25 protein-coding genes and 1 tRNA gene are annotated in these 23,607 nt (G+C 51.0%); 17 read left to right on the plus strand and 9 right to left on the minus strand.

All coding sequences use genetic code 11. The features are described from left to right. The first annotated feature begins 84 nt into the window (after positions 1 to 84). The 3 genes from zipA to L4174_RS04195 all read left to right on the plus strand — a co-directional run bounded on the left by zipA (position 85) and on the right by L4174_RS04195 (position 5,022). Entirely contained in the window at positions 85 to 1,116 is a 1,032-nt protein-coding gene (gene zipA / locus L4174_RS04185; RefSeq protein WP_248143555.1) for a cell division protein ZipA, read from the plus strand. Between the two features lie 178 nt (positions 1,117 to 1,294). Then, entirely contained in the window at positions 1,295 to 3,307 is a 2,013-nt protein-coding gene (ligA, locus tag L4174_RS04190; RefSeq protein WP_248143557.1) for an NAD-dependent DNA ligase LigA, read from the plus strand. Positions 3,308 to 3,873: 566 nt separating this feature from the next. After that, a complete protein-coding gene (locus L4174_RS04195; RefSeq protein WP_248143559.1) occupies positions 3,874 to 5,022 on the plus strand; it encodes a porin in 1,149 nt (382 codons plus the stop codon). Between the two features lie 177 nt (positions 5,023 to 5,199). On the opposite strand, the gene L4174_RS04200 is transcribed toward L4174_RS04195, so the two are convergent. Further along, positions 5,200 to 5,835: a DUF2057 domain-containing protein gene (locus L4174_RS04200; protein WP_248143560.1), complete on the minus strand. Its 636-nt coding sequence runs from the start codon at positions 5,833 to 5,835 to the stop codon at positions 5,200 to 5,202. A 277-nt stretch (positions 5,836 to 6,112) separates the two neighbouring features. Between L4174_RS04200 and gltX the strand changes: the two genes are divergently transcribed. Beyond that, a complete protein-coding gene (gene gltX, locus L4174_RS04205) occupies positions 6,113 to 7,537 on the plus strand; it encodes a glutamate--tRNA ligase (protein WP_248143562.1) in 1,425 nt (474 codons plus the stop codon). 73 nt (positions 7,538 to 7,610) lie between these two features. Here the strand turns inward: gltX and L4174_RS04210 are convergent, their stop codons facing one another. From L4174_RS04210 to L4174_RS04220, 3 genes are all read right to left on the minus strand, one after another. Further along, positions 7,611 to 7,784, minus strand: coding sequence for a hypothetical protein (locus tag L4174_RS04210; protein ID WP_248143563.1), 174 nt, complete (start codon positions 7,782 to 7,784; stop codon positions 7,611 to 7,613). 283 nt (positions 7,785 to 8,067) lie between these two features. Next, positions 8,068 to 8,144, minus strand: a tRNA-Arg gene (locus tag L4174_RS04215). Positions 8,145 to 8,199: 55 nt separating this feature from the next. After that, positions 8,200 to 9,342 carry a flagella assembly protein FlgT gene (locus tag L4174_RS04220; protein WP_248143565.1) on the minus strand — a complete coding sequence of 381 codons (1,143 nt, stop codon included), beginning with the start codon at positions 9,340 to 9,342 and terminating at the stop codon, positions 8,200 to 8,202. Positions 9,343 to 9,597: 255 nt separating this feature from the next. Here L4174_RS04220 and L4174_RS04225 point away from each other — a divergent pair, with 255 nt between their 5' ends. Both L4174_RS04225 and L4174_RS04230 read left to right on the plus strand, forming a co-directional pair. Further along, on the plus strand, positions 9,598 to 10,233 hold the full coding sequence (locus tag L4174_RS04225) for a FlgO family outer membrane protein (protein WP_248143567.1): 636 nt from the start codon (positions 9,598 to 9,600) through the stop codon (positions 10,231 to 10,233). A gap of 8 nt (positions 10,234 to 10,241) precedes the next feature. After that, complete coding sequence (locus tag L4174_RS04230) at positions 10,242 to 10,670, plus strand: LPP20 family lipoprotein (RefSeq protein ID WP_248143569.1); 429 nt, start codon at positions 10,242 to 10,244, stop codon at positions 10,668 to 10,670. Between the two features lie 79 nt (positions 10,671 to 10,749). On the opposite strand, the gene L4174_RS04235 is transcribed toward L4174_RS04230, so the two are convergent. The 4 genes from L4174_RS04235 to flgA form a co-directional block, all read right to left on the minus strand. After that, positions 10,750 to 11,391, minus strand: coding sequence for a trimeric intracellular cation channel family protein (locus L4174_RS04235; RefSeq protein WP_248143571.1), 642 nt, complete (start codon positions 11,389 to 11,391; stop codon positions 10,750 to 10,752). Between the two features lie 294 nt (positions 11,392 to 11,685). After that, positions 11,686 to 12,111 carry a flagella synthesis protein FlgN gene (locus L4174_RS04240; protein WP_248143573.1) on the minus strand — a complete coding sequence of 142 codons (426 nt, stop codon included), beginning with the start codon at positions 12,109 to 12,111 and terminating at the stop codon, positions 11,686 to 11,688. Between the two features lie 41 nt (positions 12,112 to 12,152). Then, complete coding sequence (flgM, locus tag L4174_RS04245; protein ID WP_248143575.1) at positions 12,153 to 12,464, minus strand: flagellar biosynthesis anti-sigma factor FlgM; 312 nt, start codon at positions 12,462 to 12,464, stop codon at positions 12,153 to 12,155. A 76-nt stretch (positions 12,465 to 12,540) separates the two neighbouring features. Continuing rightward, positions 12,541 to 13,155, minus strand: a complete 615-nt coding sequence (gene flgA, locus L4174_RS04250) for a flagellar basal body P-ring formation chaperone FlgA (RefSeq protein ID WP_254589113.1) — start codon at positions 13,153 to 13,155, stop codon at positions 12,541 to 12,543. A gap of 230 nt (positions 13,156 to 13,385) precedes the next feature. On the opposite strand from flgA, the gene L4174_RS04255 reads away from it, so the two are divergent. From L4174_RS04255 to flgJ, 11 genes are all read left to right on the plus strand, one after another. Continuing rightward, entirely contained in the window at positions 13,386 to 14,303 is a 918-nt protein-coding gene (locus L4174_RS04255; RefSeq protein ID WP_248143578.1) for a chemotaxis protein CheV, read from the plus strand. A 19-nt stretch (positions 14,304 to 14,322) separates the two neighbouring features. Beyond that, a complete protein-coding gene (locus L4174_RS04260; protein WP_248143580.1) occupies positions 14,323 to 15,153 on the plus strand; it encodes a protein-glutamate O-methyltransferase CheR in 831 nt (276 codons plus the stop codon). A 127-nt stretch (positions 15,154 to 15,280) separates the two neighbouring features. Then, complete coding sequence (gene flgB / locus L4174_RS04265; RefSeq protein ID WP_248143837.1) at positions 15,281 to 15,676, plus strand: flagellar basal body rod protein FlgB; 396 nt, start codon at positions 15,281 to 15,283, stop codon at positions 15,674 to 15,676. Positions 15,677 to 15,679: 3 nt separating this feature from the next. Further along, the gene (gene flgC / locus L4174_RS04270) at positions 15,680 to 16,096 is read left to right on the plus strand and encodes a flagellar basal body rod protein FlgC (protein WP_248143582.1); all 417 of its coding nucleotides are present in this window, start codon (positions 15,680 to 15,682) and stop codon (positions 16,094 to 16,096) included. Positions 16,097 to 16,114: 18 nt separating this feature from the next. Beyond that, positions 16,115 to 16,828 (plus strand): flagellar hook assembly protein FlgD, encoded by a 714-nt coding sequence (locus L4174_RS04275; RefSeq protein WP_248143583.1) that lies wholly within the window; start codon positions 16,115 to 16,117, stop codon positions 16,826 to 16,828. 83 nt (positions 16,829 to 16,911) lie between these two features. Continuing rightward, positions 16,912 to 18,213: a flagellar hook protein FlgE gene (gene flgE, locus L4174_RS04280; protein ID WP_248143585.1), complete on the plus strand. Its 1,302-nt coding sequence runs from the start codon at positions 16,912 to 16,914 to the stop codon at positions 18,211 to 18,213. A gap of 232 nt (positions 18,214 to 18,445) precedes the next feature. After that, positions 18,446 to 19,195 (plus strand): flagellar basal-body rod protein FlgF, encoded by a 750-nt coding sequence (gene flgF / locus L4174_RS04285; RefSeq protein WP_248143587.1) that lies wholly within the window; start codon positions 18,446 to 18,448, stop codon positions 19,193 to 19,195. Between the two features lie 17 nt (positions 19,196 to 19,212). Further along, positions 19,213 to 20,001, plus strand: coding sequence for a flagellar basal-body rod protein FlgG (gene flgG, locus L4174_RS04290; RefSeq protein WP_248143589.1), 789 nt, complete (start codon positions 19,213 to 19,215; stop codon positions 19,999 to 20,001). A gap of 16 nt (positions 20,002 to 20,017) precedes the next feature. Further along, complete coding sequence (gene flgH / locus L4174_RS04295; protein ID WP_248143590.1) at positions 20,018 to 20,791, plus strand: flagellar basal body L-ring protein FlgH; 774 nt, start codon at positions 20,018 to 20,020, stop codon at positions 20,789 to 20,791. A gap of 42 nt (positions 20,792 to 20,833) precedes the next feature. Next, positions 20,834 to 21,931, plus strand: a complete 1,098-nt coding sequence (locus tag L4174_RS04300; RefSeq protein ID WP_371929372.1) for a flagellar basal body P-ring protein FlgI — start codon at positions 20,834 to 20,836, stop codon at positions 21,929 to 21,931. 65 nt (positions 21,932 to 21,996) lie between these two features. Then, entirely contained in the window at positions 21,997 to 22,995 is a 999-nt protein-coding gene (gene flgJ / locus L4174_RS04305) for a flagellar assembly peptidoglycan hydrolase FlgJ (RefSeq protein WP_248143591.1), read from the plus strand. A 48-nt stretch (positions 22,996 to 23,043) separates the two neighbouring features. Here flgJ and L4174_RS04310 read toward each other — a convergent pair whose 3' ends face one another. Beyond that, entirely contained in the window at positions 23,044 to 23,451 is a 408-nt protein-coding gene (locus L4174_RS04310) for a hypothetical protein (RefSeq protein WP_248143592.1), read from the minus strand. Positions 23,452 to 23,607: the final 156 nt, after the last annotated feature.

Consider the following 23,607-nt stretch of genomic DNA (forward strand, 5'->3'; position numbering starts at 1 on the left):
CTGAAGCCAAGCGTTTCAGATTGGTCAGATACACAGTTTCAGGCCGACTTTGTCAGGTAAAACAAGTTATTCAGAGTACTCATAATGCAGGAATTGCGTCTGGTTCTAATTATTGTCGGAGTGCTGGCTATCTCTGCACTTCTGTTGCACGGATTGTGGTCGAGCCGGAAGGACAAGCCCGCCAAGTTTGGTGAAAAACCAATTGGTCGTCTGGACGAAGGCAAGACGAAAGACAACGAAGGGTTCGATCAGGACGGTATCGGTTCCGTCAGGGTCATCGCGAATGGCGGGGAACCGGAAGCGCCTGCCAAGCGCCCGGCACGTAAAGAGCCAGAATTGCACTTTGGTGATGAACTGGCAATTGATCCTTTATTTGACGCGCCGGCGACACCGGCTGCACCCGTGGCGGAAGAACGTCGCGGCGAGATATCTCAGGACTCGCAACCTGAGGTGACCGCTTCGGTACAGACATCGGCTTCTGTGGAAGAAGCTGTACTGGAAACGGTCATCCCTGAGGTTGAGGTCCAGGCAGAAGCGGAAGTGATTCAGCAAGCGCCCCAGTCGGAGCCGCAGTTTGTGTCTGCAGACTCTCGGGTATCGGAGCAGGCGATTTTGCCGCAGACTGAAGAGGTACAAGTTGAGGCAGCACAACAAGTTTCAGAGGTGCCACTCGCTGAGCCAGAAGCGCCTGTTGAAGAAGTGAAACTTGAGCCGGACTTTCTGGTGCTGAATGTACATGCGCGTGGTGGCGAAATGTTAACCGGTGTGAAGCTGTTCCAGTGTCTGGAAAGGCATCACCTGATTTATGGTGAAAACTCTGTTTATCACCGCCATGCTGATTTAGCCGGAACGGGTCCAGTTCTTTTCACGGTGGCTAATATGGTGAGTCCGGGATACTTCCCTCAGGACCAGCTGGATGAGTTTGCCACGCCTGGGGTTGCGTTCTACCTGATGCTGCCTTGTCATGGCCGTGCAGATGACAATTTTAATCTGATGCTGCAGACCGTTCAGCGGATTGCGGATGACATGGGCGCAGATATTCTGGACCATGAGCGTAATCTGATTACGCCGCAGCGCTTGAAAGCCTACCGGGAAAAAGCCAAACAGTACCTGTGATGGTGCCGTTTCGCAGTGAATATGTTTTAGGGCCCCTGATTGGGGCCCTAAATGTTGAGAGTGAAGAATCAGAAAAATCGGGTCTTGTGTCTGCCAACTGCTGTCAAAGTCTTCAGGGCGGTATTTCAGGAACAATACCCGATGGTTTTTGCGACAAGAATTGATGTAGGAAAAAAGAATGACAGACATCCAAGCAAGGCTGGCATCTCTGCGTGAACAGCTCACCTATCACGGCTATCTCTATTATGTAGAAGATAATCCGGAGGTTCCGGATGCTGAGTATGATCGCCTGATGCAGGAATTACTGAAGCTGGAAGCGGCGCACCCGGAACTGATCACGCCTGACTCACCGAGTCAGCGTGTCGGAGGCGAGCCGCTGGCGGCATTTACTCAGGTGAGTCATGAAATACCGATGCTGTCTCTGGACAATGCATTTTCCGATGACGATCTCACGAACTTCAACCGTCGTCTGACCGAGCGGCTGGCTGCTGCAGCTGAAGTCTCTTACTGTTGTGAGCCTAAACTGGATGGTCTGGCTGTCAGTCTGATGTATGAAAATGGTGTCCTCGTACAGGCAGCCACACGGGGCGACGGCACTACCGGTGAAAACATTACCGCAAATGTGAAAACCATTCGTGCCATTCCGCTGAAACTGAGGGGAGAGGGCTGGCCGGTTCGTCTGGAAGTACGGGGTGAGGTGTTCATGCCCAAGCAGGGGTTTGATGACCTGAATGCCCGTGCTCTGAAAAAAGGCGAGAAGACATTTGCGAACCCGCGCAATGCTGCGGCAGGTAGTTTACGCCAGCTGGACCCGCGTATTACCGCAACGCGTCCTTTGAGTTTTTACGCTTATTCGGTTGGTGTTGTGGAAGGGGCGGAACTGGCAGGCAGCCAGTATGAGCGGCTCTGTCAGCTGAAAGGCTGGGGGCTGCCAATGTGTCCGGAAACACGCCTGTTACATAGTCTGGAGGAGGTCATTGCTTTCTATCTGGGGATTGGCGAAAAGCGTCAGCAACTGAGTTATGAAATCGACGGTGTCGTGATTAAGGTTGATGACATCGCCCAGCAGCAGCAACTGGGATTCGTCGCCAGAGCACCGCGATGGGCAATTGCGTATAAGTTCCCGGCTCAGGAAGAGATGACAGTACTGAATCATGTTGAGTTCCAGGTTGGCCGGACGGGGGCGATCACGCCAGTGGCAAAGCTGGAGCCGGTTTCTGTGGGCGGCGTGACAGTCAGCAACGCGACCCTGCACAACGCTGACGAAATTGCCCGTCTGGGTGTCATGATTGGTGATACGGTGATTATCCGTCGGGCCGGTGATGTCATCCCCCAGGTTGTTTCTGTTGTGATGTCCCGGCGGCCGGAAGGGGCTCAGCCCATTGAATTTCCGTCTGAGTGTCCGGTGTGCCAGTCTGCTGTGGAGCGTGTGGAAGGCGAAGCCGTTGCCCGGTGTTCGGGCGGACTGATCTGTCAGGCACAGCGGAAAGAAGCCCTGAAACACTTTGTGTCGCGCAAAGCATTGGATGTGGATGGTTGCGGGACAAAAGTGATCGAACAGCTGGTCGATAAAGAGATGGTTGCTACCCCGGCCGACCTGTTCAAGCTTTCAGCCGGAAAGCTGACAGGACTGGAGCGTATGGGACCGAAATCAGCACAAAAGCTGGTCGATGCTTTTCAGGCGGCGCGAACCACAACACTGCCACGATTTCTGTATTCGCTGGGCATTCGTGAGGTGGGCGAAGCTACCGCCGCGAACCTGGCCAATCATTTCCTGACCCTGGAAGCGGTGATGGCAGCGACCGAAGAACAGTTGATTGAAGTACCGGATGTCGGCTCTGTCGTGGCAGCACATGTTTATAATTTCTTCCGTGAAGCACATAACCGGGATGTGATTACAGATTTGCTGGCTCAGGAGATCCACTGGCCGGAAATTGAAAAACCTTCAGAGGACGTGGCGTTGCCTCTGGCTGGAAAAGTGGTGGTGCTGACCGGCACTCTGTCTCAGCTCAGTCGTTCAGATGCCAAAGCGGCGCTTCAGGCGATGGGAGCCAAAGTGACCGGCAGCGTTTCTAAAAAAACGGATTTGCTGGTTGCCGGTGAAGCGGCTGGTTCAAAACTGGCAAAAGCGCAGGAGCTGGGCATTGAGATTTGGGATGAATCTGAACTGCTGGCACAGCTGAAAAACTGAACCTTTATTCTTGCCGAAAAACGCCCAAAAGCCCGTCAAACTGCTGACGGGCTTTTTTGTGTCTGTCGAAAAGAACACTTTTTTTTCTTCGTGTTTAGCTGATTGGGGCGGCATCATTTTTAATTTCATTTGTGAATATAAAGATGAACTGATATGACATAAAAAACATAAGTAGCAGTATCTTACATTGGAATGTAATCAATGTTGTAACATGCAGAAAAGTACAATCAAGATCTCACTAATAATAACAATGTTTTTTTAACTATCTGTATTTAATGGTTTTATTCTCTTTATTGAAAGCGATTTAATGGAATCATGACTAGGATCACTGATACTGGATAAATTTGCACTGAATCATATTTTTTTAATAGAAAATTAACTTTCTGATTGATGTTTTGCGCTGCGAAAGTAGTCTTATCCCTGAACTGATTCAGTTCTCAACCAAACAAAAAATATGATTGCCAAACTCACAACAAGTTTGACTGACATATTGGGGAGAAAGACCTGACGTCAACGGCGGCCAACCTTTTTGACGCAGGTATTCAGCTAGTTTTTAGGAGTTTTCCATGGGTAATGTGTTTAAGCGTTCCGTATTAGGTCTTGCGGTTGCTGCCGCGGCGGTTGCAACTGCAACTTCTGCTCAGGCTGCACCAGCAACTGATACTGTTGATCTGTATGGTCAGGTGGCGGTGTCTGTCTGGCAATATGGTGAAGATAAATTTAAAGATGACAGCGGCAAAGCAGGTGATGCTCCGCTGAAAGTTGAAAACGAATCCCGTTTTGGTCTGCGCGGCTCAAAAGAGCTGGCTCGTGGGCCAAACCTGATCTGGCAGCTGGAAGGCGGTAACGTTGGTGATGACGGTACCGGTTCAGGTCTGGGTGTCCGTGATACTTACGTTGGTGCAAGTTTCAGTGATGGCAGCCGTGTCCGTCTGGGACGTATGCTGACCCCATTATACGAAGTGATTGACTGGCCGTATTCAGGTCAGCGCGCGGGTGCAATCTTCGATTGGGGCGGTGACGTTGTTGGTGGTGCTCGTTATGACCGCCAATCGAACATGGTTCGTTTTGACTCAGGGAACTACAGCGGCTTCACATTCAATGTTGCAGCTGGCCGGGGAACCGAAAAAGATAAAGATTCAAACTTCTACGGTGTCGGCGCTCATTACTCTACCGGCCTGTTTACACTGCATGCGGCCTATGAGATGGGGACTGACCGAACTGTCAGCGCATCTTCAACTTTCTACCGTGCATGGTTAGCTCAGCAGGGCGGCAATCCACCAACATTTGAAAAAGTGGAAGGCGAGACGAAGTCAGATACCGACGCATACCTGTTGGGCTTTGAGTTGAATCTCGGTGACTTTGGCCTCTATGGTGCGTATAAGCATGAAGCGGCTGACTATGAAGATGGCTCATTTAAGGTTGATGGTGCAGAAACTACCTTTACGGACATGGATATTGATCAGGGCAGTTACTCTGTTGGTGTGGTTTACAATGGTGTAGAGAACTGGCAGTTCAAGGCGAATTACGCTGCGAACCTGGAAGCAGATGTGAAAGGCAAATCTTTCTCAGGCAGTGAAGACTATATCGTTTCAACAAACGTGACGTACTTCCTGGATGACTCTGCGATTACTTACTTACGCCCATACATGATCTCGAAAGATGATTCAGACGCTGAGTTTGGTTGGGGATGGGGTGTAGAGTACTACTTCTAATCGCTTAGCGACTGCTGCCTTTTTCATTTGACCGGCTGATCAGGCCGGTCCTTTTCCTTTGCCGGTATGGCAAATGTGAGTCAGGAAACCTTCAATTTTCAAGGAATCAGATTGATAAAAAAGTACCCTCATGGGTACTTTTTTGTTTTTGGCGTCAAATATAGGTAAAGAGCCCTATTAGTTCATATTTTGAATGGCCCAGCTCAGAAAAGCTTTTCGGGTTTCAGGGCTGGCCTGATGAAACCAGTATTGCAGCATCTCTTCCGCTTCCGGATTGTCGGCAACAAGATTTGTTTGGTTGTCTGTATTTGCCGGTTTTGGGATGTGCCTGATTGAAGCGATGCTCTCTGTCCGGTTGTACTCTTTGGTCAGTTGGACAAAATCTGGTGAAAGGGTAAACCCAACGGCTAATTTGTCTGATTTTACTTTCAAAGGATGCCCCTGATTCAAAATGCTGAAATCGGGGGATTTGTCATATGCCTGGCCCTGCGCCAGTGTGTCTATTTTCGGGACTTCAAGCGTAAGTGTTGTGTCTTTGGCATCGAACAGCGCAATGAGAGGCACTGAATCGTATTTGGTCTTCAGACTGCCAGATTCCATGACAATTTTGCCGATACGGAAAACCACCTGATTCTGACCGTTAGGTAAGGCCAGTACTGGCTGATGATTAAAACCGAGTGAAGAGTAGCCGGCATCCTGTTCATTCACTACCAGTAGATGAACGCCTTTGGGCAGTTCAAGACTGACCTGTGCGATGGCCGGTGTGGTGCATGCCAGCAGTGCTGACGACAGGAGTAAATTCTTTATTTTCATTGAGGCAATCCTTTAGCGCCTGCGGGAATCTGCTTATTCATTTGTAAAAATACAGTTTACTGGAGCAATCTGCATGGTAAAGCAGTAAAAGGATCAACTTGAAGGAATCTGAACCAGGTCACTCTCGCTCGCCTGACTTGCAGGCGACTTGCAACGCAGATATCAATCGCAGGTTGAGGATTGCAGCGTCAGTGGTAGAATGCCGCTATTGCAGACTGCGTAAAGTCATGCATCAGCTTACGCCTTTCGTTTGAATCATTTGTTTGAAGGTCTTTTCATGACGGTTAAAACTCGTTTTGCTCCGAGCCCAACAGGCTTCCTGCACGTTGGTGGTGCCCGTACTGCGTTGTATTCCTGGTTGTATGCCAAACACACCGGCGGTGAATTTGTGCTGCGGATTGAAGATACGGATCTGGAGCGTTCAACCCAGGAAGCCATCGATGCCATTATGGAAGGCATGGAGTGGCTGGGTCTGAACTGGGATGAAGGTCCTTACTATCAGACAAAACGATTTGACCGTTATAACCAACTGATCGATCAGCTGCTGGCGGAAGATAAAGCCTACAAATGCTATTGCCCGAAAGATCTGCTGGATGAGATCCGTGAAGAGCAGATGGCTGCAGGTCTGAAACCACGTTATGACGCGAACCATCCTCGGATTATTGAAGCCAATGCAGCTGCGACTGAAGCATCTCCTTTCGTGATTCGTTTCCGGAACCCGAAAGAGGGCAGCGTGGTGTTTGACGACCACATTCGCGGCCGTATCGAAATCAGCAACAGCGAACTGGATGACCTGATCATTCGCCGTACCGATGGCAGCCCGACGTATAACTTCTGTGTTGTTGTGGATGACTGGGACATGGAAATTACCCATGTCGTTCGTGGTGAAGATCATATCAACAATACGCCTCGTCAGATCAACATCTACAAGGCCCTGGGTGCGCCAGTGCCTGAATTTGCCCACTGTGCCATGATTCTTGGCGACGATGGTGCCAAGTTGTCAAAACGTCACGGTGCCGTGAGCGTGATGCAGTATCGTGATGATGGTTACCTGCCGGAAGCGCTGCTGAACTATCTGGTTCGCCTGGGCTGGTCTCATGGCGATCAGGAAATCTTCACGCAGGAAGAAATGATCAATCTGTTCAGCCTGGACGATATCAGCAAGTCGGCTTCTGCGTTCAATACCGATAAACTGCGCTGGCTGAATAACCACTATATTAAGACCTCGGCACCTGAGTATGTGGCGAAGCACCTGCAGTGGCATCTGGACCATCAGGGCATCGACACAACAGGGGGCCCGGCTGTCACTGAAGTGATCAAGTTACTGGCTGAGCGCAGTGATACGCTGGTTGAGCTGGCAGCACAGTCTCGCTACTTCTTTGAAGATTTCTCTGCATTCGATGAAGCGGCTGCGAAGAAACACCTGCGTCCGGTTGCCAAAGAAGCATTGGAGCTGGCTAAACAGAAAGCCGAAGCACTGGCAGACTGGAATACAGAATCTCTGCATCAGCTCATTCAGCAAACTTGTGAAGAGCTGGATCTGGGCATGGGTAAAGTCGGAATGCCGCTGCGTGTTGCCGTAACGGGTCAGGGCCAGTCACCATCGGTCGATGCTGTGATGAACCTGGTTGGTCAGGCACGTGTGATCGCACGTATTCAGATGGCTCTGGACTTTATTGCGCAGCGTGAAGCTAATGCCTGAGTGATATCATTCTGAAGTAACAGGAAGCGGAGGTGATGACCTCCGCTTTTTTTTTTGTGATTTGAGTGGCGTCTTATTTGTTCTGACGCTCATAGGTGTCTACACACACCCAAAAGTTTTGCGCACCGGCACAATATTGCATGGCATCTTTCGGGATCTGAGTTGGTGTTCCGGACAATGTATAGGCCAGCGCATTAAAGCTGATCGCCAGCAGCGCTGCTGTTGCAAACATTGCGAACTTTTTCATAGCTCTCTCCTTTTGTGATGACGAAAAGTGATAGCCGAAAAGCGCACCTTATGCGGTATTGCGCTGGAATCCGTGAATCACTCTGTCTTTATCACTAATAGACTAGAACAAGATCATATTTTTCAATTATTAAAAAGAGTCGGAATCTTGTTGTGGATACAGGCTGCGCTTCTGGCTAAAAATATTGGGATGAAATGGAAAAACAGTATTGTGTCTGACCGGTGAGAGCCAGATAAAGCGGGTCGGTCTGAATAAATCCGGGATTGTCAGGATGACGAGGAAGTGGCGCTCCCTGCAGGAGTCGAACCTGCGGCCTTCCCCTTAGGAGGGGGACGCTCTATCCTACTGAGCTAAGGGAGCCTTCCTGAAAAAGCAGGAAGGCCATTATACTCAAAAGCTGAGACTTTTTAACCCTTTAGTATCTGCGTTGCGGCTGCTTGGTCAGTAAATCACCAGGTTGAATGCTGGCAGCAAGTTCGTTTTGCTGCACGCTGAGTTCGGCTGAGTTTTCATAGACGCGATCCACAACCAGGGTGATTTTCGTTTCCACCATCCGGTTTCGTGAAATCCCGTACTGGTCAATAAAGCCGGCGGTGTGCCATAGTCTCAGGAGATCTCCCTGCTTCACACCGTGAGCTCTGCCTACGTTGACCTGTACCTGATTGCCGTGTGCATTGACCACTTCCGGCAGGCTTGCGCGGCAGGCCAGGGAAGACTCCAAGTCCAGCATGATGTTGCGGCTGATCCGTTGTAAGGCTGCGCCATAAGCTGAAACCCAGAAGCGTGCGCTTTGCGTATCGACCTGGCTGACCCGAGAAAACGGCCATTCTGCAACTTCACGGTACTTACGCTGAACCAGCACCTCACCGGTCTTGCCGTCAAGTACCTGAACTTCCGCTGAGAACTGACGGTTAATCTTATCGCTGGACAGCAGGCTCTGATCCAAAGTGGAAGTCAGATCGGTAATCTGGCCACTCACGATGTACTGGGCGTCATAATCTTCGGCCAGCATCATCATGGCCCCGGGATTATCCGGCTGAACCGGGACAGCACTGGTTCCGGTTACGACAAAACTCTGCGATTGTTTGCCGATTTGCCGTTTCAGTAACTGAGTAAAATCTTTGCCGACCTGATAAATCCCTCCCAACGCCGCCTGTTGGGGGATAGCCAGAGAAAAGTCACTGATCAGCATCCCTTTCTTGTACTGGACGTTGTGGCAACTTTTTGCCGACGGGTAAATATCGACCCGTGCGGTGACGTAATAATTGCCGTCTTTGACAAAACTTTTGCTGATCTGAACATGACGGACTTCTGTTCCATTGAACTGGTATTCCTGCCGGTCTTCCTGCAAATAGGGTTTCAGATTGGAAAAGCTGGAAAAATCAGCTCCTGCGTAATGCATGGCGCGGTATACGGCGTCTTCGATGGCATTGGTCCGGGCCGAAGACTTACTTTCCAGCAGAATCGCCTGACCGGTGACTTCAAACCAGGCGGCCTGCAATGGCATAGCGGTAAGTATTCCCAGACCCAGAAGGGCTTTCCTGAGCGTGTTTTTCATAGATTTTCCAATTTCCGGCGTTTTCGGTACGATAATTGCTTTGTTTTGTCTGTCGTTCAGGTTGAAACCACATTAGGGTTCAAGCCAATTAGCCTAACAGCTTTTTACATTGCCAACATCCTGAGTCGCAAGCTGATGTATGCAAAGAGTGTTCCTAAAAAGTCAAAATGGGAGCGCGGCAATGAAAAGTCATAAAGTTTTCGAGATAGCGGACGATAAAAGGCCATTGTCTCGTTTCTTCCGGAGCAGGGTAGAATGAAAAAATGGACCATCTTGCTGTTGTCGCTGCTGACAGCATCATGTACGTATTCACCAGTTTATAACGGTAAAGAGAGCTATACAGGCAGCAACTTCTTGCTGAAGGAAACGCCTCGCCATACCATAGACTTCTTTATTGAAGGAATGACGAAGCAGCTGGTTGAATCAAACCAGTATCTGACGGCAAAAACGCCGCTGGCTGTGACATCGTTTGTTGATATCCAGCAAATGAATGAAACCAACTGGCTCGGCAATGCGGTTTCTGAAGGCTTCATGTACCATATGCAGCAAATGGGTTTTACGGTTGTTGACTACAAGGCGACTGGTGCTATCCGTGTCACGCCGGAAGGGGACTTCTCGCTGAGCCGGAACTGGAAAGAATTGGCTTCTGAGCAGCCTGTAGACTACGTTTTGACCGGAACTATGCTGCGTCAGGGGGGCGGCGTGCTGATTAATGCCCGTGTGATTGGTATGCGTTCACGGGTAGTGATTGCCAGTGCGCAGGGATTCCTGCCGGAAGATCGTATTGGCCGTGACCTGGATACGCTGAATAAAATGCGCTTGGAAAATGGTGTCCTGATCCGTTCCGAAGCGACGAAATTTGAGAATAACTCGATCATATTAAAACCTTAGGAGCTACTATGCGGTTTTGGTGGATGGCTGTTTTGCTGATTACCCTGTCTGGTTGCCAGCCGTTAACGGAATTTCGCAATGTGAATCTGATCACTGCGGTGGGCTATGCTTCGATTAGCGAGCAGCGGGGTCAAACCATCGAAGAAAAGCGGATCCGTGCGATGCGCGCATCTAAACTGGATGCTTACCGTGAGCTGACTGAACAGGTTTATGGCATGCGGATCAGTGCCAGAGCTGGACTGACGGACCAGCAACTGGGCTCTGAAGAAACGGATGGCGCGGTTGATGGCGTGATCCGTGGCGCTGAAGTGATTCGCAGCTACCCGGTGGGTGATAGCTATGTCACTGAAATGCAATTAGATCTCAACAACATGGAACGGATGAAACGTCAGGGTGAGGTCTATCATGTGCCTGCGAATCAGTCTGTGATGTTCTGATTTGCACAAGAACCAGAAAAAAGCGGCAAGGTGATGCAAAACCTTGCCGCTTTTTTATTTGTTGTTCGGAGCGCCCAAATCAGCTTTTAGCTTCTTCCTGCGTTTTGTCTTGAGCGTCATCAATGCGGAAAACCGGTAGTTGCCAGCTATAGCGCATGGCTGCAAGGCGGAGCAGGAATCCCGTGACCAACGTCACTCCGATTGCAATATTTTCCGGGACTGCAAAATGCAGCTGGGCCATGTAGAGGCCAGCGGCAATGAAGGCGACGGAAGCGTAAAGCTCTTTATGCAGGACCAGCGGCGTCCGTCGGCATATCAGATCGCGCAGCAAACCACCAAACACACCCGTGACGACGGCTGCCATCAGACAGATGATCACAGGTTGTCCCATGTTCATGGCGACCCGGCATCCCAGGATGCTGAAAACAATCAGGCCCAGTGCATCCAGTACAACGAAGACTTTGTGAAAACGCACCACTAAAGGCGCAATCCAGGTGGTCAGTAATCCGGCCAAACAGGTAATCAGCAGGTACTGAGGATTCGCAATCCAGTTCAGCGGGTAATGACCCAGTAAAATATCCCTGACCGTACCGCCGCCAATCGCAGTTGCGCTGGCAACCAGCATCACACCAAACCAGTCCATGTGGCGTTTGCCGGCCGCTAATGCGCCTGTCATCGCTTCTGCAGTAATGCCGACAATATATAAAACGGTTAATAGCATGAAAAATCAGACTCTTAATGAAAAGTGGGGAGAACAGATCGCAATGGTAAATGTGATTTGTGTCAATATCCAATGAAATTTTTCAGTGCTTTCATTAGCTGTCGTAATCCTGACACTGAGGTGGGAAATTTGTATTGAAGAAACCATGGCCTGCCGACTGTCGCCACAATGACGGGTGCGGCAGAGCTTCATACAGGACCGTTATCGTATTGATTGCTTGGGGATAAAAAGCGGAGAGAATGATGGCGCGCAGAAGTCAATAAATTGGCGTTTTCGCCAAGCCTGATGTTTTCCTCAGGCTTTCAGGTTGGTTCCGATCGAACGCAGGTTCTGAGCAATACCTTCTTTATTGTAAGTCTGGTGATGACCCAGACTTTGCTGGAAAAGATTGTTCAGTTTATGAAAGCTGAGCTGAGCGCGTTGCAGGGCTGCGCCATTGAGTTCATTGTGGTGCATGCATTCGCTGAGCAGGTGCTGAATGGTATCGACCTGACTGACAAAGTCAGGATTTTCTTTCAGTTGACTGCTCTGGCTATGTCGGGCAATTTGCTGATCCTGAAGCTGAATTTTATCGACCAGCTCTTTTTTGTCACGGGCAAAACGGGTGATGTCGCCAGACTGACGCTTCACAATGGCCTCTCTTTCCTGTTCAAGCAGGCGTAAGAGGGCCTCAAGTGTGGCATGTTGCTGGGCAAGTAGTTGTTCAATGTTCGGCGACATAGGTCAAACTCCGGAAAAACCGCGGCGAGCGACTGATCATATCAGAGCCCGCGCAGTTCGTCCTCAAAACGCATCATATTACTCGCCAGACGGTCAGCATCGACTTTGTAGGAACCATTGCTGATGGCGTTTTTGATCGCTTCAACTTTGTTGCGGTCGAAGCTCGGTTCAGCAGCCAGCTGCTGATGGATCTGACCAACGGCACGGGCCTGTGAACTGAGTGAAACAGCATCCCTTGGGGTGTGGCTGGTTTCTTCTCGGACTTCAGTCCTGCTCTGATTGGTATTGGTACTGCTGGTGTTACGCAGATTGGCCAGAAGCTGACCGCTGCGCAGGGAATCAATACTTGCCATAATCCTGTAGCCTTAAACAGATATTCATCGGTAATGCCCTGCTATCGGCAAGGCTCTGTATAACTTTAGCATTTTTTTAATATCTGACGGTGACTTCGCCAACAGCTGTAATCGTTGCACTGACGATGCGACGGGACTTATTGTTCTGTACCCGGATTTCCTCACCCAGAGAGCCGTCTGATAATGCCATCCCTTTGGTGACAATGTTCAGGCCGCTCTGTCCCGCTTTGATGAGCACAGAGTCATTCCGGCAAACCAGGCAGATGTCATTGCCTTCCACCGCTTCACCCATATTGATGTTTCGTTTGACTGTTGAGCCGATAATCTGTTCCGGGTATTCAAAAACGACACTGCGCTGAAACCGGGTTTCAACCTGATCGACCTTCAGATCGGATGCCCGGATGACAGCACCGCGGGCCAGCGGCCGGGCGGCAACGACACGCGGGAGCATCAGGCTGACCTGCACCGGTACATAGACCTGCCAGCCTGCGGTCGGACAGCTGACGAGAACGGTGACATTTCCGGTGAGTGACTGTTTACCGGGGACAGAGCTGTTCAGCGGTTCCTGGCAGTCTCCGATACGCAGACGATTGTCCAGTTCCGCGGCGGTAATTTTCAGTTCGCCCCGCTCTGGTCTGAGCACCAGGCTCCGGATGTGATCTGTTGCTGCCTGACGCACATTACTTAGCATATTATCGCTAGCAGCAATTGCATTCGCGCTTAAGAAACCGCAGAGTATGCCGATAAAGATTAAACAGAGTGTGAAATGTGTTCTTTCGGTCACGATTTTCGCTCTTTTTAGGTCGCTTTCAGGGGCTACAATTGCACCATGATAGGGGATTTTGAGTCGGATTACTCGTTTATCCTTCAAAATTGTCTATTTTAACAACAATTCATTTCGACAACTTTGGAGTCAGGTATATGTCGGGGATTTTGGATTCTGTGAATCAGCGCACTCAGCTTGTGGGACAAAACCGTCTGGAGCTGCTGACCTTCAAGCTGAACCGCCGTCAGCGCTACGGTATCAACGTCTTCAAGGTGAAAGAGGTACTGCAGTGTCCGAAGCTCACAGCGATGCCGAATCTCCATCCGCTGGTCAAAGGAATCGCTCACATTCGTGGTCTGACCATTTCTGTAATTGATATGAGTCTGGCAACTGGTGGTCGCCCAATTGAAAACACAGAGAATTGTTTTGTGATCATCTCCGAGTTTAATCGCTCTGTGCAGGGTTTTTTAGTGTCCGCTGTTGAGCGAATCATTAATATGAACTGGGAGGAAATTCTTCCGCCGCCGAAAGGGGCAGGTAGTACCAACTATCTGACTGCGGTGACAGAAATTGATGGCGAGCTGGTTGAAATCTTGGATGTGGAGAAAATTCTGGACGAAATTTCGCCAAGGACAACCGAAGTCTCTGAATCTCTGCGCGAAGAAATGATCAATGAGAATCCGGTGACCCGCCGTGTTCTGGTTGCGGATGACTCCAGTGTTGCGCGTAAACAGGTACAACGTGCCATCGAATCAATCGGTTGCGAATGTATTCTGGTGAAAGATGGCCGTGAGGCACTCGAAAAGTTACGCGCAATGGCAAATGAAGACAGCATTTATAATCAGATTGATTTGGTCATTTCGGATATCGAAATGCCTGAAATGGACGGTTATACGCTGACAGCGGCCATCAGAAATGATGCCAAACTAAAAGATTTACATGTTATCCTGCACACCTCGTTGAGCGGGGTATTTAATCAGGCGATGGTCAACAGAGTTGGCGCGAATGCATTTATTCCTAAGTTCAATCCCGATGAACTGGGTGCAGCGGTCAAAGCGGCCATGCCTGGATAAACTGACGTTAGAGTAGTAGATGACAGCCATAACAATTAAAGACCAGGAATATAGAGATTTTTGCCGTTTTTTAGAAGGACAGTGCGGTATCGTTCTTGGCGACAGCAAACAGTATCTGGTTCGGAGTCGCCTGAGTCCTTTGGTTAGCCGTTTTGGCTTGGCGTCGCTCTCGGAATTACTGCAGAATGTCATTACCGGCCGGAACCGTGAATTGCGGGTTGCGGCTGTGGATGCCATGACGACCAACGAGACCCTGTGGTTCAGAGACAGCTATCCATTCACGGTTCTGGCAGAGAAAATTTTGCCTGAACTGGCGAGTAATAAGCGTCCAATCCGGATCTGGTCGGCTGCAAGTTCCTCTGGTCAGGAACCGTATTCTATTGCGATGACGGTGCTGGAGACGCAGCAGCGTCGTCCGGGGATGTTGTCGCTGGGAACTCAAGTCACAGCGACCGATATTTCTCAAACCATGCTGGATATGTGCCGGACCGGCGTTTATGACAGCCTGGCGCTGAGTCGCGGGTTGTCGCCTGAACGCCGTCAGGCTTTTTTTGAACCGATTGGCAATGGCCGGATGCGGATCAGCAGTAAAGTAAAGCAGATGGTGAACTTCCGTCCGCAGAACCTGAAAGACAGCTATGCGCTGTTGGGCAAGTTCGATGTGATTTTCTGCCGGAACGTTCTGATTTACTTTGCGCCGGACATGAAAGCCAAAGTGCTGAATCAAATGGCAGCCAGCCTGAATCCGGGCGGTTATCTGTTGCTTGGTGCTTCTGAATCTCTGACGGGTTTGACTGACCGTTTCGAAATGGTTCGCTGTAACCCCGGCATTATCTACAAACTCAAGTAAACATGAAGGGCCCGTTTCGGGCCCTTTTGCTATGCCTGCGTTGCTGAGCAGGTGTGGCTGAATCCATTCCGATTAATGTTGGCACGCCCTTTGCAATTATTTCTGCAAGTTATTCAGGAGGCAGATGATGGCCATTTCTTTTGATAAAGCACTCGGTGTACACCAATACACAGTAGGCGTCCGCGGCAAACGGGCGGAAACCCTTGCCAGCAATATCGCTAACGCCAATACACCGGGCTATAAGGCAAAAGATCTGGACTTCCAGCGCGCATTGAATGCGGCAACGTCGGAGGCAAAGATTGGCCTCAGCCGGACCAATGAGCGGCATATTGCTGCCTCTGCAACGCTGATGGGTGAACAGAAATACCGCATCCCGGACCAGCCGGATACCGGTGACGGCAACACAGTGGACGCCCAGCTGGAACAAAACCTGTATATGCAAAACGCACTGGAATATCAGGCATCGCTGGATTTTCTGGGCTCGAAATTCAAAAACCTGAGCAAGGCATTAAAAGGGGAATAATCAATGAGTTTGTTTAACGTTTTTAATGTCACCGGGTCGGCAATGAGTGCAGAATCCGTGCGTCTGAATACCACGGCCAGTAACCTGGCAAACGCCAATACCGTCAGCAGTTCAGCGGCGGAAACCTACAAAGCCCGGCACCCGGTCTTTGAAGCGGCGTTGCAAAGTGCCAGTTATCAGCGTGACGAAAGTGTTCCTGTACGGGTGAAAGCGATTGTTGAGAGTCAGAAACCTCTGACTGCGGAATATAACCCGTCGCATCCTTTGGCCAATGCCGAAGGTTATATCTACAAACCAAATGTGAATGTGATGGAAGAGATGGCAAACATGATCTCGGCTTCACGTTCCTACCAGAGCAATGTTCAGGTCGCAGATGCCAGTAAGCAGATGCTGATGCGAACACTGCAGATGGGCCAATAAGGGTAAGGAGTGACTGACATGACCGGTATTAAAGGCACAGGTCAAAGCCCTTTGTCTTATGTTGACCAGCTCAAAAGCATGCAGGAGAAAAAACTGCAGTCTGAGCAGAAAGTCACGGGACAACAAGAGCTGAAGCAGGAAGATTTTCTGTCGCTGCTGACCAAACAGCTGTCGCAGCAGGATCCGTTTAAGCCTGTTGGTAACGACCAGATGATTGCGCAGATGGCGTCGTTCGCTACGGTTGACGGCATCAGCAAAATGAACGAACAGTTTGGCGGCCTGAACGCAGCCATGACGTCAAACCAGGCGCTGCAGGCTTCTTCTCTTGTCGGCCGTGACGTTCTGGTACCGAACCCGACAGCTTCGAAAGGTTCTGAGGGCGGGATTTCAGGCATGGTGAAACTGCCGCAGTCGCTGAACAGCCTGATTGTCCGGGTTGAGAACGCTGCCGGTGAGCTGGTGCGCTCTTTTGATTTAGGCGCAAAACCGGCGGGTGACCACCGCGTTGCCTGGGACGGTAAAGACGACAACGGCAATATGTTGCCTGCCGGCCAGTACCAGTTGAAAGTCGGCGGCTTTGCTGACGGCAAGAGCACCGAATTTGATGTATCGACCTATGCCAATGTGAACAGTGTGCTGCTGGGCAATGGTGATGGCAACGTGATGCTGAATCTGGCGGGTTTTGAATCCCCGATCAAGCTGACAGACGTGCTGGAAGTCGGTAAAGCATAACAAAAGAACACAGCGCCTGCCGGCAGAGGGTGCGGCAGGTGAAATAAGAAATACGCTGTACACAGAATTCAGGAGAGTTACCCATGGGTTTTAATGTCGCACTCAGTGGTCTGGGCGCTGCTCAGAAAGATCTAAACACCACAAGTAACAACATTGCCAACGCCAATACTTACGGCTTTAAGGAGTCGCGTGCTGAGTTTGGCGATGTCTACTCCCGCTCAATTTTTTCAAATCCGAAGACCACCACGGGTGGCGGTGTACAGACCTCTGTCGTGGCGCAGCAGTTCCATGAAGGTTCCAGTATTTATACCAACAACCCGATGGATCTGCGGATTTCCGGAACCGGCTTCTTTGCCGTAGCCGATCAGCGTCTGGAGCCGAACAACAACAGCTTAACCCGTAACGGTGCATTCCACCTGAACAAAGACAACTACATTGTGAACTCAGAAGATCAGTTCCTGCTGGGTTACGGTGTGGATCAGGAAACCGATCAGGTGGTTTCTTATGAACCCCAGGCACTGAAAGTGCCGGATCAGTTTGGTCAGCCGAAAGCGACCACCCAGGTTGATATCGGTGTGAACCTGCCGGCCAACGGCGATCCGAAAGACATTAATCAGTTTGACTTTTCAGACCCGGATACATACAACAAGTCAACGTCGGTGACGATGTACGATTCACTGGGTCAGCCGTACAAAATGACCAGTTACTATGTGAAGGACAACACGCAGCCAAACCGCTGGGCGACTTTCTACACGGTCACAGACGCCGATGGTGAAAAAGCCCTGAATATCGAGGGTGGTGCAGCGACCAATGTTGGCGGTCATGCCGGGGCCTATGTGGATTTTAACTTCGACGGTACTGTTTCACAGATCAACGGCGGGGATCCAATGATCTCTGAGAGCTTCGCAGCTGCCGGGATCAGCATGAACGGTGCAGACGGAAGCCAGACCCTGAACTTCAACTTTGATGCTCCGACGCAGTATGCCGCACCGTTTGAAGTGCGCAGATTCAGCGAAAATGGTGCAACCACCGGTTATCTGGCGAAAGTTGACGTGGATGCGAAAGGATCGATTGTCGCGACTTACAGTAACGGCGAAAACATCACGCTGGGTCGTGTGGGTATGGTCCGTGTGCCGAACGAACAGGGCCTGCTGAAAATAGGCGGTACGCAGTGGGACGTGAGCCAGGATTCAGGCGCCGCTGTCTGGGGTGAAGCGACCTTCGGTGCATTCGGCTCCGTGAAGAGCGGTACGCTGGAACAGTCGAACATTGATATGACTCAGGAGCTGGTGGATCTGATCACCGCTCAGCGTAACTTCCAGGCTAACTCCCGTGCGCTTGAAGTGGATAACAGTCTGCAACAGACCATCCTGCAGATTCGTTAATTCGGATCTGCTCCGGATTGCCGCCTGATTTTTCCGGGCGGCAATCTTTGTCCTTTCACTTTCCTGCCTCTAGTCATTTCTTTGGCGCTTTGACCGCCACAATTCTGAACCCTGGGAAGTTGCTCCCACTAATTTCCTGATCTTTCATCGCTTTTAACGCCATTTCAAATGGTTTCCTAAAACTGGTACGCATATTGCTTCTAAAGTTGCAGTACTGATTGGGAGACTCAAAATGGATCGTGCATTGTATTTGGCAATGAGTGGCGCAAAGCAGGATATGTATGGCCTGCAGCTGCATGCCAACAACCTGGCCAACGTTCGGACCACAGGCTTTCGCGCTGATTTAGAACAGGCGCGCAGCATGCAGGCGTTTGGTGAAGGGATGCCGAGCCGTGTGTTTGCCATGACTGAAAGAGCAGGGCAGGATTTTGCCCAGGGTGCCGTCATGACGACAGGTCGTGACCTTGATGTTGCCGTTGAGGGACAGGGCTGGCTGGCGGTACTGGATGCCAGTGGTCAGGAAGCCTATACCCGCGCCGGTCACCTGAAAATTGACCAGACAGGCCTGCTGCAAAACAGCAACGGCAGCCTGATGGTGGGTGAAAACGGCGGCCCGATCTTTATCCCGCTGCCAGTCAGTAAAATTCAGGTCGGTAAGGATGGTACAGTATCCATCCGCCCGCAGGGCGCACCCGCCGATGCGATGGAAGTGGTTGATCGCATCAAGATGGTGAAGCCCGACAACAGTGAATTATTTAAAGACGTTGATGGCCTGTTCAAATCGAAAGTACCGGCTCAGATTTTTGATGCCGATGCAGGGGTCACGCTGCTCAGCGGCGCGCTGGAAGGCAGTAATGTGAATGCCGTCGGCGAAATGACCAGCATGATCGATCTTCAGCGTCACTTTGAAATGCAAGTGAAGTTAATGAAAACCGCAGAGGAAATGGACCAGGCGTCTTCTTCTCTGCTGCGTTTGGGCTAATGAGGAAGGAATAACACATGCATCCAGCACTATGGGTCAGTAAAACCGGTCTTGACGCGCAGCAAACCAATATCGCGACGATTTCGAATAACCTGGCGAACGCCTCGACAATAGGCTTTAAGAAGAGCCGTGCGGTTTTTGAAGATCTGTTTTATCAGAATATTAACCAGCCTGGCGGTCAGTCCAGTCAGGATACAACGTTACCGTCGGGTCTGATGCTGGGTGCCGGTGCCAAAGTGGTTGCCACACAGAAGGTGCACACTCAGGGCAACACTCAGACCACCAACAACGCCATGGATATGATGATTGAAGGGGATGGTTTCTTCCAGATCCTGCTGCCGGACGGCAACATCGGTTATACCCGAAACGGTCAGTTTACGGTGAATCAGGAAGGCCAGATGGTGACATCAGGCGGCGGTTATCTGCTGCAGCCTGAAATTGTGGTCCCGGAAGATGCTGTGGCAATCACAGTGGGAACCGATGGTGAAGTCTCCGCCCGGATCCGAAACCAGCAGGCCAATGTGGTGCTGGGTCAGCTGACCACGGTAGATTTCATTAACCCGGGTGGTCTTGAGCCGATCGGTCAGAACCTGTTCCTGCCGACGGGCGCCAGTGGTGATCCGCAGGAAGGGGTTCCGGGTCTGGATGGTTTTGGTCAGATTCGTCAGTCTATGCTGGAAACCTCCAATGTGAATGTGACCGAAGAGCTGGTGAATATGATTGAAGCTCAGCGTGTGTACGAAATGAACTCGAAAGTAATTTCTACCGTCGACCAGATGCTGAGCTACGTGAACCAGCAGCTTTAATCAAGGGGCAAGGGCTATGAAAAGGAACTGGCTGTTCACCGCGCTGATTCTGACGCTGACCGGCTGTGTGCAGTTGCCGGACCGGCAGAATGAGCTGGCACAGGCAACGACCAATGTCGATGCCGTGGAAGGAAAACAGGAGTCACCGGAGGGGGATCTGATTGATCTGGTCCGTCGTCGTGATGATCCGCAGGCTGGCGATCCGGCCTGGTCTGGCGTCCGTCCGCAGGAAAAGCCGGCCCATTATGCGACAGCAACCGGTTCCCTGTTCAGTCAGGCCCTGGCCCAGGATATGTATGATGATACCCGTCCGCGCGGCATCGGTGATATCGTCACTGTACTGCTGGCGGAGAAAAACAAAGCCAATAAAAGCGCCAGTACAGATGTCGGGAAATCGACCGACCTGAGTATGGATCCGCTGGATCTGGGTGGGAAACCGCTGACCATTGGCGACCGCGATATCTCCTACAGTGTGAGTAACGAGAACAAGTTCAAGGGCAATACCTCTGCTGATCAAAGTAACAGTATTCAGGGTTACATTTCGGTCGAAGTTGTAGACGTGCTGGCGAACGGTAATCTGCTGGTGCGCGGCGAAAAATGGCTGACACTGAATACCGGCGATGAATATATCCGTGTCAGCGGCACGATTCGTCCGGATGACATCTCGCAGGAAAACACCATTGAATCGACCCGGATTGCTAATGCCCGGATCCAGTATTCAGGTACTGGTGACCGGCAGGATGTGCAGGAGCAAGGCTGGCTGGCCCGCTTCTTCAACGTGAGCCTGTAAATTGCCTTTTGAACGATGAACCGTAACCCGACGATGAGAACAATGACCGTGACCAGAACGATGCTATGGGCAGGACTCGCCCTGTTAATGGCTTTCCCTTTGCAGGCAGCCCGGATTAAGGATGTCTCTGAAGTCGCCGGGGTACGGAGTAACCAGTTGTCAGGCTATGGTCTGGTGGTGGGTCTGCCGGGTACCGGCGAAACGACGCCGTTTACGGACCAGAGCTTTAATGCCATGCTTCAGAACTTCGGTATTCAGTTGCCGCCAGGTACCAAGCCGAAGACCAAAAACGTGGCTGCTGTCGCTGTGAGCGCGACGCTGCCGGCGTTTACCAAGCAGGGCCAGCATATTGATATCACCGTGTCTTCTATCGGCTCGGCGAAAAGCCTGCGGGGCGGTACGCTGCTGCAAACCTTCCTGCGCGGTCTGGACGGGAAAATTTATGCTGTTGCCCAGGGCAGCCTGGTGGTGGGCGGTTTCAGTGCTGAAGGTCTGGATGGCTCTAAACTGGTGGGGAATAATCCGACCGTCGGTCGGATTGCCAATGGCGCGATTGTTGAACAGGAAGTGCCGAACCCGTTCAGCCGCGGTGATCATCTGACATTTAACCTGTTTGAGTCTGATTTCACCACAGCCCAGCGGATGGCGGATGCCATCAACCAGTTCCTGGGGCCGGATATGGCAGCACCGGTGGATGCGACTTCGGTGCGTGTGCGTGCGCCGCGTGATGTCAGTCAGCGTGTGGCTTTCCTCTCGACGATTGAGAATCTCGAATTTAATCCGGCTGAAGGCGCTGCGAAAATTATTGTGAATTCACGGACCGGAACCATTGTTGTCGGCCAGCATGTCAAACTGAAGCCGGTGGCGATTACACACGGCGGGATGACCGTATCGATTCAGGAGAATCCGACGGTCAGTCAGCCCAATCCGTTTTCCGGCGGAGAGACAGTTGTGGTACCCGATTCACAAATTCAGGTCACAGAAGAAGATTCCCGTATGTTTAAGTTCAATCCGGGGATTACGCTGGATGAGCTGGTCCGTGCGGTGAATCAGGTCGGGGCAGCGCCTTCAGACTTGATGGCAATTCTCCAGGCCCTGAAACAGGCCGGTGCCATCGAAGGGCAACTGATCATTATTTAATTTCCGTAGGTGCAGCCTGCCGGGCTGCACTCAACACAGACTCAAGACGAAACAGATAACTGACGATGAAATCGACGGATCCTGGCTTTATCAATGACCTTGCGAATCTTGACCGCCTGCGGGCCGGAATCAAAGGCAAAGGTGACAAGGAAAATCTGAGAGCGGCTGCACAGCAGTTCGAAGCCCTGTTTACCCAGATGCTGTTTAAGTCGATGCGTCAGGCGAATGAAGTGTTTGAGTCGGATCTGATGAGCAGCTCCAACACCAAATTTTTCGAAGAGATGCGCGATCAGCAAATGTCCAGTGAGCTCAGTACCCGGGGTTCGCTCGGACTGGCGGATCTGATTGTTGAACAGCTGGCTGCTCTGGATAAGCCACCGGCGACGCCGGAAGAGCAGGCAAAAGCTGAGGAAGAAAAATCCGCCAATTTTGAGGCCATGCAAAAGTCCCGTCAGGTTTCTGCAAATGATGTACTGGCGAAAGTGTTTGCGCAGCAGGAAACGGAGCAGCCTTCGAAAGACAAAGCTTCCCTTGCCGCTTCAGCAACAGCTGAGAACAGTGCGCTGCGTCCGCCTCTGCGCCAGCCACAGGATAAACCGTTCGCTTCTCCGCAGGATTTTGTCACCCGCATGCGTCCGTTTGCTGAAAAAGCAGCAGGTCTGCTGGGCACGGACCCGGCTGTCCTGATTGCACAGGCGGCACTGGAAACCGGCTGGGGTAAGAAAGTGGTTCGCAATGCGGCAGGTGACAGTAATAACCTGTTCAATATTAAAGCGGATCAGCGCTGGGCAGGGAACAAAGTTGCCACCCAGACTCTGGAGTATCACGACGGGATTCCGGTCCAGGAGCGGGCCGCTTTCCGTTCCTATAACAGTTATGAAGATAGCTTCAACGATTACGTCCGCTTCCTCAATGACAACCCGCGTTATGCCAATGCACTGGCTTCGCCGGAAGATCCGCGCAGCTTTATCCGTAATCTGCATAAGGCTGGTTACGCGACCGATCCAAAGTATGCCGATAAAATCATTAATGTGATGGATACGGTTCGGAAACTCATGAAATAACAGGATTGCCGCTGCATACCGACAGCGGCAATTTTTATCCTGCTTCCTTTATCCAGCTTCAGAGAACCCATTTGTTATTTGCGGTTTTTTCAGCTGTTCAACCGGTACTTCCTCATACTTGTTGGTTGTGATTCTTCGCATGATGCATTCCGGTCCCGGCAGGTTGGTGATACTGAAATCAGGCACTTCATACGGATTGGCAAAAAGCAGTGTCTGTGAACATTCCCTCATGATGGGGTTGCCTGCATCATCCAACGTTTCGAACCTACCCGTATCGATGTAGCGATGACCATCCGGCCCATGCATGATTTTGGTTTCCGGATCCTGATAGAGCAGGAAGGTATCAACAAAGATTGGATTGCCCTCCGGATCATACGCATTGGGCATATTTTCGGCCTGGGCCAGGCCGGACAGAAATATCAGTGTCGCCATAATGATCCGTTTGTTTTTCTGCATGTGTCATCCCCATGAGTGCGCGCATTGATTCATATTGGTTCAGGCTGTGCCATTCGTCAAACGCGTTGTTTTCCGGATGTTTTTCCGGCAAGAGTTTGCCTTAAGTTCGGCCGGAGGAAACAAAAACTCTTGTAAAACAAAGTGCTAAATGTTGGA

Origin of the sequence: Photobacterium sp. CCB-ST2H9 (genome assembly GCF_023151555.2) — a bacterium.
Taxonomy (GTDB): domain Bacteria; phylum Pseudomonadota; class Gammaproteobacteria; order Enterobacterales; family Vibrionaceae; genus Photobacterium.

What these genes read in the sequence shown, in the direction of transcription:
- zipA (WP_248143555.1), top strand. Translation starts at nt 85, where the DNA reads ATGCAGGAATTGCGTCTGGTTCTAATTATTGTCGGAGTGCTGGCTATC.
- ligA (WP_248143557.1), top strand. Translation starts at nt 1,295, where the DNA reads ATGACAGACATCCAAGCAAGGCTGGCATCTCTGCGTGAACAGCTCACC.
- L4174_RS04195 (WP_248143559.1), top strand. Translation starts at nt 3,874, where the DNA reads ATGGGTAATGTGTTTAAGCGTTCCGTATTAGGTCTTGCGGTTGCTGCC.
- L4174_RS04200 (WP_248143560.1), bottom strand. Translation starts at nt 5,835, where the DNA reads ATGAAAATAAAGAATTTACTCCTGTCGTCAGCACTGCTGGCATGCACC.
- gltX (WP_248143562.1), top strand. Translation starts at nt 6,113, where the DNA reads ATGACGGTTAAAACTCGTTTTGCTCCGAGCCCAACAGGCTTCCTGCAC.
- L4174_RS04210 (WP_248143563.1), bottom strand. Translation starts at nt 7,784, where the DNA reads ATGAAAAAGTTCGCAATGTTTGCAACAGCAGCGCTGCTGGCGATCAGC.
- L4174_RS04220 (WP_248143565.1), bottom strand. Translation starts at nt 9,342, where the DNA reads ATGAAAAACACGCTCAGGAAAGCCCTTCTGGGTCTGGGAATACTTACC.
- L4174_RS04225 (WP_248143567.1), top strand. Translation starts at nt 9,598, where the DNA reads ATGAAAAAATGGACCATCTTGCTGTTGTCGCTGCTGACAGCATCATGT.
- L4174_RS04230 (WP_248143569.1), top strand. Translation starts at nt 10,242, where the DNA reads ATGCGGTTTTGGTGGATGGCTGTTTTGCTGATTACCCTGTCTGGTTGC.
- L4174_RS04235 (WP_248143571.1), bottom strand. Translation starts at nt 11,391, where the DNA reads ATGCTATTAACCGTTTTATATATTGTCGGCATTACTGCAGAAGCGATG.
- L4174_RS04240 (WP_248143573.1), bottom strand. Translation starts at nt 12,111, where the DNA reads ATGTCGCCGAACATTGAACAACTACTTGCCCAGCAACATGCCACACTT.
- flgM (WP_248143575.1), bottom strand. Translation starts at nt 12,464, where the DNA reads ATGGCAAGTATTGATTCCCTGCGCAGCGGTCAGCTTCTGGCCAATCTG.
- flgA (WP_254589113.1), bottom strand. Translation starts at nt 13,155, where the DNA reads ATGCTAAGTAATGTGCGTCAGGCAGCAACAGATCACATCCGGAGCCTG.
- L4174_RS04255 (WP_248143578.1), top strand. Translation starts at nt 13,386, where the DNA reads ATGTCGGGGATTTTGGATTCTGTGAATCAGCGCACTCAGCTTGTGGGA.
- L4174_RS04260 (WP_248143580.1), top strand. Translation starts at nt 14,323, where the DNA reads ATGACAGCCATAACAATTAAAGACCAGGAATATAGAGATTTTTGCCGT.
- flgB (WP_248143837.1), top strand. Translation starts at nt 15,281, where the DNA reads ATGGCCATTTCTTTTGATAAAGCACTCGGTGTACACCAATACACAGTA.
- flgC (WP_248143582.1), top strand. Translation starts at nt 15,680, where the DNA reads ATGAGTTTGTTTAACGTTTTTAATGTCACCGGGTCGGCAATGAGTGCA.
- L4174_RS04275 (WP_248143583.1), top strand. Translation starts at nt 16,115, where the DNA reads ATGACCGGTATTAAAGGCACAGGTCAAAGCCCTTTGTCTTATGTTGAC.
- flgE (WP_248143585.1), top strand. Translation starts at nt 16,912, where the DNA reads ATGGGTTTTAATGTCGCACTCAGTGGTCTGGGCGCTGCTCAGAAAGAT.
- flgF (WP_248143587.1), top strand. Translation starts at nt 18,446, where the DNA reads ATGGATCGTGCATTGTATTTGGCAATGAGTGGCGCAAAGCAGGATATG.
- flgG (WP_248143589.1), top strand. Translation starts at nt 19,213, where the DNA reads ATGCATCCAGCACTATGGGTCAGTAAAACCGGTCTTGACGCGCAGCAA.
- flgH (WP_248143590.1), top strand. Translation starts at nt 20,018, where the DNA reads ATGAAAAGGAACTGGCTGTTCACCGCGCTGATTCTGACGCTGACCGGC.
- L4174_RS04300 (WP_371929372.1), top strand. Translation starts at nt 20,834, where the DNA reads ATGACCGTGACCAGAACGATGCTATGGGCAGGACTCGCCCTGTTAATG.
- flgJ (WP_248143591.1), top strand. Translation starts at nt 21,997, where the DNA reads ATGAAATCGACGGATCCTGGCTTTATCAATGACCTTGCGAATCTTGAC.
- L4174_RS04310 (WP_248143592.1), bottom strand. Translation starts at nt 23,451, where the DNA reads ATGCAGAAAAACAAACGGATCATTATGGCGACACTGATATTTCTGTCC.